Below are 12,231 nucleotides of genomic sequence, written 5' to 3'. Positions count from 1 at the left end.
AAGAATGGTTGAAGTAGATTTAAACCATATCTATAAAAAGTATGAAGGAAATGGTAAATATTCGGTTAATGACTTTGATTTACATATCAAGGACAAGGAATTTATTGTTTTCGTCGGGCCATCTGGATGTGGTAAGTCAACAACCTTGAGAATGGTTGCAGGATTAGAAGATATTTCTAAAGGAACATTAGAGATTGACCATAAGGTTATGAATGACGTTGCTCCTAAGGATCGTCATATTGCAATGGTTTTCCAGAATTATGCCTTATATCCTCATATGACTATTTATGACAACATGGCTTTCAGCTTGAAACTTCGTCATTATCAAAAAGATGAAATTGATAAACGAGTTCACCATGCTGCTGAAATCTTAGGCTTAAAAGATTATCTTGATAAAAAGCCTGGTGAATTATCAGGTGGACAACGTCAGCGTGTGGCTTTAGGACGGGCAATTGTTCGTGATGCGCCGATCTTTCTTATGGATGAACCACTTTCAAACCTTGATGCTAAATTAAGGGTTTCAATGCGGGCAGAAATTGCCAAATTACACCAAAATCTTGGTACAACAACTATCTATGTTACCCACGACCAGACTGAAGCCATGACGCTAGCTGATCGGGTAGTAGTTATGTCTGTTGGTAGAGTTGAACAGATTGGAACCCCACTTGAAGTATACAATCACCCGGTTAACCAATTTGTGGCGGGCTTTATCGGTTCACCACAAATGAACTTCTTTAATGTTCATTACAAAAATCAACGAATTAGTGATGGACGCGGCCTTGATATCGAAATTCCTGAAGGAAAAGCTAAGATGCTCGAGGATCAAGGCTATGATGACAAGGATATTGTCTTTGGGATTCGTCCAGAAGATATTCACTCAGAAGAAGCATTCCTTGAAACTTGGCCTAATCAAGTAATTGAATCAGAAGTTGTCGTTTCTGAGTTACTTGGTTCAACAATTCAGCTTTATCAAAAAGTTGACGGCACAGAATTTGTCGCAATTGTTAATGCTCGTGATTATCATGAACCAGGTGATAAGGTCAAGATGGGCTTTGATGTTAACAAGGCACATTTCTTTGATAAAGAAACAACTAAGGCGATTGTTAATTAGTCAGAGTTATTAATTTAATTAAGCTTACAATTTGCAGACTGAACTGCGTTAGTAAGAAAAATTTATATTGTTTTAATTTATTTTAGGAGGAAAAACTCATGAAACTTTGGAAGAAATTGACTTTAGGAAGTACTGCTATTTTAGCCGCAATGTCACTTGCAGCTTGTTCAAATAATAGTTCATCAGACTCATCATCTAGTTCAAGCTCACAAAAAGCTAACTTAACTTTGTGGGTTGATACTGAACAAGTACCTTACTACAAACAAATTGCTAAAGAATTTACTAATAAAAACAAGAATATTAAGGTTCGTGTTGTTCAAAGTCCTAATGGTTCAGCTAATGCTAAGACTGATGTAGGTAAAGACCCTTCAAAAGCAGCCGATGTATTTGAAGTTCCAAACGACCAATTGGGTCAAATGGCTGAAGCAGGTTACATTAACCCACTTTCACCTGCAGCAACTAAAGATATTAAGTCTAACTACGTTAGTGAAGCTTCAACTGGTGTAACTTGGAAGGGCAAAATTTACGCATATCCATATGCACAACAAGCTCAAACTATTTACTACAACAAGTCTAAGCTTTCAGCAAATGATGTTAAAGATTGGAAGACCTTAACTTCTAAGGGTGTTGTAGCTACTGACTTTACTAATGCATATGTAATGTGGCCAGTATTCTTCTCAGCAGGTACAAAGTTATTCGGTGATAACGGTCAAGAACTTAAAGGTTCTACCTTCAATTCTGCTCAAGGTATCAACGCTTTGAAGTGGTACGCTGCTCAAAAGAGTAACAAGGGCGTAATGCAAACCTCTAACGCATTGAACCAATTGAAGAAAGGCAACGCTCAAGCTATCTTGGATGGTCCTTGGAACGCAGCTAACATTAAGAAGATTTTGGGTAAGAACTTTGCAGTTGCTAAGTACCCAACGATTGAAGTTGGTGGCAAGAATGTTCAAATGGAAGCATTCCTTGGTATTGAAGGTTTCGCAGTTAACTCACACACTAAGAATGCCAAGGCTGCCTCAGATTTAGCTGCATACATTACTAACAAGAAGTCACAATTAATTGCTCACTCTGAAGCTGGTCAAATTCCAGTATTGAAGGCTGCAGTTAACTCAAGTGAAGTTCAAAATGACCCAGTTGCTAAGTCTGTAATTGAAATGGCTAAACCAGGTAACTCAGTTCTTCAACCAATGCTTCCACAAATGGCAGCATTCTGGAACGGTGCAGCTCCACTTATCAGCGGAACTTACGATGGCAAGATTAAACCTGCACAATACAAAGCACAACTTACTAAACTTCAAAAAGCTATTGAAAAGAAATAAGTTAATTTTTAAAGCATAGGCAAAGGTTGGTCAATTGGTCCAAGCTTTTGCTAGAAAGAGGAGAGTTATGTTTAAAAGAAAAAAGCATGTAGCTCCTAAAGCAAGTTATAAAGAGGTGTGGACTAAGGGTGACATTGCTACTAAGTTATCATTCTTCATAATGGGTAGTAATGCTTTGGCCAACAAGCAATGGGTAAAGGGCTTATCGCTCTTGCTTTCAGAATTAATCTTTATTGTTTGGTTCATTTTTAGTGGTATTTCAGCTTTAAGTCTTTTAACAAGCTTAGGAACAATAAAAACTAAAAAGGTTGTTTATGATGCAGCACAGGGAGTTTATATTACTAAGCAACCATCAAACTCTGTTTTAATTCTATTGTTTGGAGTTTTAGCGTTAATTTTATGTGCTGGGATGATTTATCTGTATGTTGTTAATCTCCGTTCAACCAGACATAATTATATTTTAAAGCGCGATGGTGAAAAGATCCCTTCTAACCTTGAAGAATTAAAGAGCCTATTAGATGTTCGCTTACATGCAACTTTAATGGTTATTCCATTGCTTGGAATTTTATTCTTCACTATTTTACCAACTGTCTTCATGATCTCCATGGCTTTCACTAACTATGATCGCCAGCATCCAATCGCCTTCTCATGGACGGGATTTAAGGCGTTTGGTAATGTCTTGAGTGGAGATTTAGCTGGAACATTCTTCCCAGTCCTTGGCTGGACCTTGGTTTGGGCAGTTTTAGCAACGGCGACTACATTCTTCTTTGGAGTTTTGTTAGCACTTTTAATAGAGTCTAAAGGTATCAAGCATAAAGGCTTTTGGAGAACAATCTTTGTTCTAGTTTGGGCAGTACCGCAATTCGTATCTTTGCTTATGATGGCACAATTCCTCGATTATCAAGGAGCACTTAATGGTATTTTGATGAACTTGCACTTAATCAGTTCACCAATCCACTTCATTGATAACCAGGCTTCGCCATTAGTAGCAAGAATCACTGTAATTGTTGTTAATATGTGGATTGGTATTCCAGTATCAATGCTAGTTTCGACTGCCATTATTCAAAACTTGCCAACTGATCAAATCGAAGCTGCCAAAATTGACGGTGCTAATGCGATTCAAATATTTAAGTCAATTACTTTCCCACAAATATTATTTGTAATGGCTCCATCACTTATTCAGCAATTCATTGGTAACATTAACAACTTCAACGTTATCTTCTTACTGACAGGAGGGGCGCCAATGAATTCGAAGTATAATGGAGCTGGATCAACCGACCTATTAGTAACTTGGCTATATAACTTAACATTCGGTCAAGAGCAAAGATATAATGCTTCTGCCGTATTAGGTATCTTGATCTTTATTATTAGTGCGACTGTATCGCTAATTGCATATAGACGTACAAATGCTTTCAAGGAGGGCTAATAAATGAAGTCTTATACAAATCAGAGGCGGCTCTCATTAATCTTTCGGTATATCCTGTTAACTATCTTAGCAATCTTATGGATTTTACCAATTATTTGGATTATTTTAGCTAGCTTTTCATATAATGATACTGGATTTGTTTCGACTTTCTGGCCAGACAAATTTACTCTTAAAAACTATATTGGTATTTTTACCAATCCGCAGTATCCGTTTGGTAACTGGATTATTAACACTTTAATCATTTCAATTGCTTCAATGGTAATTTCTACATTTTTAACTATTTCAGTTGCTTATGTATTATCTAGACTGCGTTTTGCTTTCAGAAAGCCGTTCTTACAAATCGCCCTAGTTCTTGGAATGTTCCCAGGCTTCATGGCAATGATTGCCTTGTACTATATTCTTAAAGGACTCAACATGCTTAACCTATTCGGATTGCTATTAGTCTATGTAGGTGGTGCAGGATTAGGATTTTATGTTGCAAAAGGATTCTTCGATACTATTCCCCGTGCAGTAGATGAAGCTGCTGAAATAGATGGTGCTACTAAGTGGCAAGTATTCTTACACATTGGTCTCCCTCTCTCTAAGCCAATGATCGTTTATACAGCTTTAACAGCATTTATTGCTCCTTGGACAGATTTCATCTTCTCTGGAATTATTCTTTCAACTTCTGGGGATGCAAGGAACTATACAATTGCTTATGGACTATACAACATGGTTCATACAGCTAAAGGTAATGCAACTGCATACTTTGCACAGTTTGTTGCTGGATGTGTAATTATTGCAATTCCAATTACTATCCTATTCATCTTTATGCAGAAGTTCTATGTCAACGGAATTACAGCAGGTGCTGATAAGGGTTAATAGAATTAAAGTTTATGTGAAAATTTTGCCCTGTGTAAGCAGGGCATTTTTTGTATTTAAAATAAGGAGAACATATTTATGACACCATGGTGGAAAAAAGCAGTTGTTTATCAAGTTTATCCTAAGTCATTCCAAGATAGCAATGGCGACGGAATTGGGGATATTCCAGGGATTATTTCGAGGCTATCATACTTAGAGAAGCTAGGTATTGATGCTATTTGGTTATCACCAGTTTATTTATCTCCTGGAGTGGATAATGGTTATGATATTTCTGATTATGAAGAGATTGATCCTCAATACGGAACGATGGCAGATATGGATCAATTAATTAAAGAAGCTGAGAAGCACCATATCCGTATCGTGATGGATCTGGTTGTAAATCACACATCTGATCAACATGCTTGGTTCATTGAAGCGCGTAAGAGTAAGGATAATCCTTATCGTGATTTTTATATCTGGCGTGATCCGATTGATGGACATGAACCTAATGACTTGAAGTCTTCATTCTCAGGTTCAGCTTGGCAATATGATGAAACTACAGGTCAATATTATCTACATTTCTTTGCTCAGCAGCAACCAGACTTAAATTGGAAGAATCCTAAGTTAAGACATAAAGTCTATGACATGATGAATTACTGGATTGATAAGGGGATCGGCGGCTTTAGAATGGACGTCATTGAATTAATCGGTAAAGATCCAGATAAAAAAATCCGAGAAAACGGTCCAATGCTCCATCCATATCTTAAAGAGATGAATGAGCATACCTTTGCAGGGAAAGACTTAATGACTGTAGGAGAAACTTGGGGCGCAACACCTAAGATAGCTGAAGAGTATTCAGATCCTTCACGTCATGAATTATCGATGGTCTTTCAATTTGAAAATCAAGGTTTAGACCAAGTACCAGGCAAGGAGAAGTGGGACTTGCGTTCACTTGACTTAGCTGAATTAAAAAAAGTCTTAGTAAAGTGGCAGACTGAGATAGATTTTAATCATGCTTGGAACAGCTTATTCTGGGAGAATCATGACATTCCAAGAGTTATTTCACGTTGGGGAAACGACCAAGAATACCGTGTTCAATCAGCTAAGATGTTCGCTACGATTCTTCACTTAATGCATGGAACACCTTATATTTATAACGGTGAAGAGATTGGGATGACCAATTATCCAGTTCGGTCGATTGATGAAGTAGAAGATATTGAAAGTATCAATATGTACCATGAACGACTAGACCAAGGCTATAGCAAGGAAGAGATAATTAAGTCAATTAATGCTAAGGGTCGCGATAATGCAAGAAGACCAATGCAGTGGTCTAATGAAGAAAACGCCGGCTTTACTAGCGCTAAGCCATGGCTTAAGTTAAATCCTAACTACAAGGATATTAATGTTGAAGCAGCGTTAGCTGATCCCGATTCAATCTTTTATACTTATCAAAAACTAATCAAGCTTAGACATGAGAATCCAGTGGTTGTTGATGGTGACTTCGAATTAGTTGAGAATACTGGCGACAATGTCTTAGCTTACTGGCGCAAGTTAGGTCAAGATAAGTGGTTAGTTGTAGCTAACTTATCTAGCGAAAAGCAAGATTTTAATTTAGATAGTGATTTTAAAGAAGTCTTAATTAGTAATTATGATGAACCTACTAGTTTAAGAAATATTGTCTTGAAGCCATATGAGGCCTTCGCAGTTAAGATGTAAGGATTAATTAAAGTAGATAAAAAGTACACCATGTTAAGTTTGTATGGTGTACTTTTTTGCGTCTAATTTTTCTTTTTTGGCTTACGCAGGTAGTGCAGGGTATTATTTTTGATATATTTTTGAAATTCTTGATAAATTGGATCAAATAACTGCAATTCTTGATGGCTCTCAGTCATTGTCTTAGGGAAGAAGAAGCGTTCATCACCTTGGATAGTTCCATTTAATGATTGAACTAGCGGACTTAACTTAGACAATTCGACTAAGCTACCATCAGGCAACATGATTTCAATTGGGCTGTGGGCATTCTTACCAGTTGGCTTATAGGCATCGTAAGGCTCATCAAAGGCTGAATTAGTATCAGTGTAATACTTAGGATTGAAGCCTGCTTGTTCGATTAACTTATTAAGTCTAGGAATTAAGTTCTTAGTCTCATCATTAATCTTGACACTTTTAAGAGGATGGCGGTAGAGGTAGCGATTAGCTAGGTCAGAGAGAATCTGGTCGCCGGAATTGATCCATAATAAGAAGTTAGTCTCCATGACGCCATCATCAAGCTGTAAGTAATCATCTAAGGTATTATTACCATCTAAGAAGTCGGCTAGCTGAGGCGTAACTTGTAATTTATCTTGCTTATATAGGTCTTGTGCTCTCTCAAGCAAGTGGTGGAGAATAACTTCCATAGAACGATTAACGTGGTGGAAGTAAACTTGCTGGTACATCTGGTAGCGACTAATGATATAATCTTCAACGGCATGGATTCCTTTATCAGTGAAGCAGATACCATCTTGGTAAGGGCGAATCACTTCTAAGATTCTGGTTAAGTCAAAGGCCCCATAAGTTACTCCGGTGAAGTAAGCATCACGCAAGAGATAATCCATCCTATCGGCATCAGCTTGACTTGAGATCAGCTTAACTACTTGTGGATTAGGATAAGTTTTGGCAATAACGCTAGCAACTAATTCTGGAAATTCAGGACTAACTTGGCGCAAGGCCTTATTAATCTCAGTATGCTTATCGGTGATAATCTGTTGCCCCATCTTCTCATGATTAGTTCCAAATAAATGCTCAAAGGTATGCGAATAAGGACCATGACCAATATCATGAAGCAGGGCTGCGCATTCAGCTAGTAAGGTCTCTTCAGGATCCCAGAGTCCATCGCCTGGTCTTTTGGAAGCATAACGCTCATTGAAGATATTACATATCCGTCTGGTTAATTCATATACACCAAGGTTATGTTCGAATCTAGTGTGAGTCGCAGCTGGAAAGACATATGAGGCAGGCCCCAATTGCTTAATGCGTCGCAAGCGCTGGAATTCCTTGGCATTAATAACATCGAAGATAACCTTATCTTTAATATGAATGTAGGTATGGACGGGATCGCGGATTACTTTTTCGTGGTTTAATTTTTGACTATGGAATTTTTTCATTTTATTATGACTTTTTCTTGTTTATAATAGTGATTACTTTATTTCTTTTCTAAATGTGATTATAACAATATTGTATACAGGCGTACATAGTGAGGTAAATAATGACAAACATCAAAGTAAAATTAACAAGTACCATCACTCAAGAAGACCAGACTGAGACTTTTTCTAAGGTAGGACTGGGAACAATTGAGAAGCTAGCTAACAATTCTTGGCGGGTTAAATATAACGAAGAAAATAAAACCGGCCCCGTCCCAGTAATGCTCATGATTAAGCCCCATGAATTAATTATGCAGCGGGGCAAGATTGAAGATAATAACTATAATATGATGAAGTTTGAACCAGGAGAGAAGAAGAATTGTCGCATTATTGCTTCTTCTAAAGTGATGGATTTAACCAGTATGACCAAAAAATTGGACTTTTCTGGTGAAATTAACGAAAATATGCAACTTAAAGTTGAATATGAACTCTTTTCTGGTCTATACTTAATAGGTAACTATGCAATTGAGATTGATTTTTATCCACAAGATTAAGTTGAGGATAAGAACTCTAAGTGAAAGGACGTGCCATTAGTGGGTTTAGATGATTTTAAGGGTCAAAATAAAGACGAATTATCAATGATTGAAGTTGCCCGCGCAATTTTACAAGATCACGGCAAGAGAATGGCTTTTGCGGATATTGTTAATGCCATCCAACAATTCTTGGGTAAGAGTGATGAAGAGATTCGTGAACGTTTACCACAATTTTACACTGATATGAACACTGACGGCGAATTCATTTCTATGGGTGATAATGTCTGGGCTCTTCGTTCTTGGTACCCATATGAATCTGTTGATGAAGAGGTTAACCACCCAGAAGATGAAGATGATGTACCACGCAAGAAGCATCATAAGAAGGTTAACGCATTCTTAGGTGACAGTGATGACGACGATATCATTGATTACGACTCAGACGATCCAGAAGATGAAGATCTAGATATTGAAGATGAAGATTCTAGTGAAGATGATTACTCTGATGATGACTTAGACGATGCCGACGACGATGAATTAGATGACGGTATTGAAGGACAATTATCAGAACTTCACCCAGACTTAGACGATGAAGATGACGAATAAAATACTTGACGGATTGGACTTTTCCATTTAGTATTTTGTATGGGCACTTTAAGTGCGAATTAGCTCCCAATGTGGGAGCTTTTTTTGTTTTTAGCGAAGGTTTTAATTTTTTAATAAGAAAGGAAGCACTGCATGACTAAGTATATTTTTGTAACTGGTGGGGTTGTTTCATCTTTAGGTAAGGGAATCTCTGCATCAAGCTTGGGCCGCTTATTGAAGAACCGCGGACTTAAGGTTACTATGCAAAAGTTTGACCCATATATTAATATTGATCCAGGTACCATGAATCCATACCAACATGGTGAAGTATATGTCACTGATGATGGTACAGAAGCCGATCTTGACTTAGGTCACTATGAAAGAATTGTAGATGTTAGAACTAGCAAGTATTCTAATGTTACTACCGGTAAAATCTATAAAGAAGTCTTAGAAAAAGAACGTCGTGGTGACTACCATGGTGCAACAGTTCAAGTAATTCCTCATATTACTGATATGATTAAGAAGAAGATCATGCGTGCAGCCTTGACTACTGATTCAGATGTCATCATTTCTGAAATTGGTGGTACTGTTGGTGATATTGAATCTACTCCATTTATGGAAGCAATCCGCCAAATGCGCCGTGAAGTGGGTGAAGAGAATGTAATGTACATTCACTGTACCTTAGTACCATATCTTCATGCAGCTCACGAAATGAAGACTAAGCCTACTCAACACTCAGTTGCGGAACTTCGCTCAATTGGTATTCAACCTAACATGTTGGTTCTTCGGGCAGAGAAGTCTGTACCACAAGAGTTGAAGAATAAGATTTCTACCTTTACTGATGTTCCAGTAGAGAGAATTATTGAATCTATTGATGCTCCATCATTATTTGACTTACCACTTGCCTTCCAAGAGCAGAAGATGGATCAGAAGGTGGTAGACTTCCTCCATCTTGATAGTCCTAAGCCAGAAGCTGATATGGAATCTTGGAAGCGACTTGATGAACGTGCCAAGACCTTGAAGCACAAGACTAAGATTACCTTAGTTGGTAAGTATGTAGAATTAGAAGATGCCTATATTTCTGTTACTGATGCACTTCAACATGCTGGTTACCTATATGACACTAAGATTGAAGTAGATAAGGTTCAAGCAGAAGACATTACCGAAGATAACATTGCTAAGTTAATGGAAGGATCCGATGGCTTAATTGTACCGGGCGGATTTGGCGTTCGTGGTCTTGAAGGGATGATTACTGCAATTAAGTATGCACGTGAACACGATATTCCATTCTTAGGTATCTGCTTAGGTATGCAAATGGCTAGTGTTGAATTCGCACGTAATGTCTTAGGCTTGAAGGATGCTAATACTGCTGAAGTTGATCCTAAGACACCAAATAATATTATTGATATTATGGCTGATAAGCGTGACATTGAAGATATTGGTGGAACTTTACGTTTGGGTCTTTATCCTGCTGCTCTTAAGAAGGGGACTAAGACACGTGAAGCTTATGATGACCAAGATGTTATCCAAGAACGTCACCGTCACCGCTTCGAATTCAATAATGAATACCGTGACGCCTTCGAAAAGGCTGGCATGGTCTTTTCAGGTGTATCACCAGATAACCGCTTAGTCGAGATTATCGAACTTCCAGATAAGAAGTTCTTCATTGCTGCTCAATACCATCCAGAATTCTTAAGTCGTCCACAAAGACCTGAAGGGTTATTCAAGGCATTTATCGGTGCAGCTAGTGATTTACCAGCCAAAAATTTTAATTAAAAGGCAAAATAGTTAAATTTGCTTAACAAGAGGAACAGCTACTAGCTGTTCCTCTTGTTTTTTTGGTTAAATTTCTATATGATAGACTTTGATACATTAGGTATAACATTAGATGAAGAGGATTGTTTCCCCAATGAAACAAATGATTATTCATGGTGGAAAGCCCTTAAAGGGCGACGTATGGATTGGTGGAGCTAAGAACTCCACAGTAACCTTAATTCCTGCGTCAATATTATCACGGACCCCAGTGACATTAGAGGGAGTGCCACGGATTGCGGACGTCGATAACTTGATGGATTTGCTTAGTGAAATGGACGTTGAGTGTGATTTTCAAGATACAACCTTGAGAATTGATCCTACTCGTATTGAGAGGCGGCCATTACCAGCAGGTAAGATCAAGTCTTTGCGAGCATCTTATTATTTTATGGGTGCTTTATTAGGTCGTTTTGGGAAGGCTGTTGTGGGTTTTCCTGGAGGCGATGATATCGGTCCTAGACCAATTGATCAACATATTAAGGGTTTTGAAGCATTAGGTGCACAAGTTGACAATGAGAATGACCAGATAATTATTACTGCTCCTAAGGAAGGATTACATGGTGCTAGGATACACCTTGCTATGCCATCTGTAGGGGCAACTAATAATATTATCTTAGCTTCAGTAACAGCTAAAGGTCAGACTATTATCGAAAATGCAGCTAAAGAACCTGAAATTATTGATTTGGCAACTTTCTTGAATAATATGGGTGCCGTAATTCGCGGTGCAGGAACTGAAACCATCCGTATTGAAGGCGTTGACCAATTAAGAGCACAAGTTCCACATACAATTATTCCAGACAGAATTGAAGCTGGGACCTACATTTCTTTAGCGGCATGTATTGGTAACGGGATCAGAATTCATAATATTATTGAAGAGCATTTGGATAGTTATCTAGCTAAGGTAGAAGAGATGGGAGTTGTAACTGAAGTTGATGAAGACTCAATCTATGTCTATCCGGCTGGTGACTTGAAGATGGTTCAAGTTAAGACTGATCCATATCCAGGCTTTGCGACCGATTTACAACAACCAATTACCCCCTTGCTATTAACTGCTAAGAAGGGTGAAGGAGTTATTATTGATACAATTTATCCTAAGCGAATCGGTCATATTGCTCAGTTGCAGAAGATGGGCGGTGCCATTAGGGTTGAGAATAATATTATCTTGATCCATCCAACTAAGGCCTTACATGGCGCTCATGTATCTGCTGGAGAGATCCGTGCGGGGGCGTGCTTGATGATTGCAGGCTTAATGGCTGATGGTGAAACCATTATTTCCAATGCGGGTAATATCTTACGTGGTTATGATCGCGTTGAAGACAAGCTCCGACAATTAGGTGCAGATGTTGAGATTAGAGATGTCAAATAAAAAAGCGGCTAGAGGCCGCTTTTTTTATAATGAAATTTAGCAATTTAAAAAATAAGAAATCTGCCAAATAAGAAAAAGCCTTGCATTATGCGAGGCTTTTTAAGAACTAACAATTATAAA

10 protein-coding genes are annotated in these 12,231 nt (G+C 38.0%); 9 read left to right on the top strand and 1 reads right to left on the bottom strand.

Annotation, left to right across the window (positions count from 1 at the left end; genetic code table 11):
* The first annotated feature begins 4 nt into the window (after positions 1-4).
* The 5 genes from J2Z60_RS02395 to J2Z60_RS02375 all read left to right on the top strand — a co-directional run bounded on the left by J2Z60_RS02395 (position 5) and on the right by J2Z60_RS02375 (position 6,415).
* The gene (locus J2Z60_RS02395; RefSeq protein WP_209686042.1) at positions 5-1,111 is read left to right on the top strand and encodes an ABC transporter ATP-binding protein; all 1,107 of its coding nucleotides are present in this window, start codon (positions 5-7) and stop codon (positions 1,109-1,111) included.
* A gap of 98 nt (positions 1,112-1,209) precedes the next feature.
* Positions 1,210-2,433 (top strand): extracellular solute-binding protein, encoded by a 1,224-nt coding sequence (locus J2Z60_RS02390; RefSeq protein ID WP_209686040.1) that lies wholly within the window; start codon positions 1,210-1,212, stop codon positions 2,431-2,433.
* Between the two features lie 67 nt (positions 2,434-2,500).
* Positions 2,501-3,859 (top strand): carbohydrate ABC transporter permease, encoded by a 1,359-nt coding sequence (locus tag J2Z60_RS02385; protein WP_209686038.1) that lies wholly within the window; start codon positions 2,501-2,503, stop codon positions 3,857-3,859.
* 3 nt (positions 3,860-3,862) lie between these two features.
* A complete protein-coding gene (locus J2Z60_RS02380) occupies positions 3,863-4,720 on the top strand; it encodes a sugar ABC transporter permease (RefSeq protein WP_209686036.1) in 858 nt (285 codons plus the stop codon).
* Positions 4,721-4,798: 78 nt separating this feature from the next.
* Positions 4,799-6,415, top strand: a complete 1,617-nt coding sequence (locus J2Z60_RS02375; RefSeq protein WP_209686034.1) for a glycoside hydrolase family 13 protein — start codon at positions 4,799-4,801, stop codon at positions 6,413-6,415.
* Positions 6,416-6,477: 62 nt separating this feature from the next.
* Here the strand turns inward: J2Z60_RS02375 and J2Z60_RS02370 are convergent, their stop codons facing one another.
* The gene (locus J2Z60_RS02370; RefSeq protein WP_209686032.1) at positions 6,478-7,842 is read right to left on the bottom strand and encodes an HD domain-containing protein; all 1,365 of its coding nucleotides are present in this window, start codon (positions 7,840-7,842) and stop codon (positions 6,478-6,480) included.
* 101 nt (positions 7,843-7,943) lie between these two features.
* Between J2Z60_RS02370 and J2Z60_RS02365 the strand changes: the two genes are divergently transcribed.
* The 4 genes from J2Z60_RS02365 (at position 7,944) to J2Z60_RS02350 (ending at position 12,111) form a co-directional block, all read left to right on the top strand.
* A complete protein-coding gene (locus J2Z60_RS02365; RefSeq protein ID WP_209686030.1) occupies positions 7,944-8,372 on the top strand; it encodes a DUF1934 family protein in 429 nt (142 codons plus the stop codon).
* Positions 8,373-8,411: 39 nt separating this feature from the next.
* Positions 8,412-8,954 (top strand): DNA-directed RNA polymerase subunit delta, encoded by a 543-nt coding sequence (gene rpoE, locus J2Z60_RS02360; protein WP_209686028.1) that lies wholly within the window; start codon positions 8,412-8,414, stop codon positions 8,952-8,954.
* Positions 8,955-9,086: 132 nt separating this feature from the next.
* Positions 9,087-10,709, top strand: a complete 1,623-nt coding sequence (locus J2Z60_RS02355; protein WP_209686026.1) for a CTP synthase — start codon at positions 9,087-9,089, stop codon at positions 10,707-10,709.
* Between the two features lie 133 nt (positions 10,710-10,842).
* Positions 10,843-12,111 (top strand): UDP-N-acetylglucosamine 1-carboxyvinyltransferase, encoded by a 1,269-nt coding sequence (locus J2Z60_RS02350; RefSeq protein ID WP_209686023.1) that lies wholly within the window; start codon positions 10,843-10,845, stop codon positions 12,109-12,111.
* Positions 12,112-12,231: the final 120 nt, after the last annotated feature.

The organism is Lactobacillus colini, from assembly GCF_017874575.1.
Lineage (GTDB): Bacteria > Bacillota > Bacilli > Lactobacillales > Lactobacillaceae > Lactobacillus > Lactobacillus colini.
This window is presented reverse-complemented; position numbering and strand designations above follow the sequence as displayed.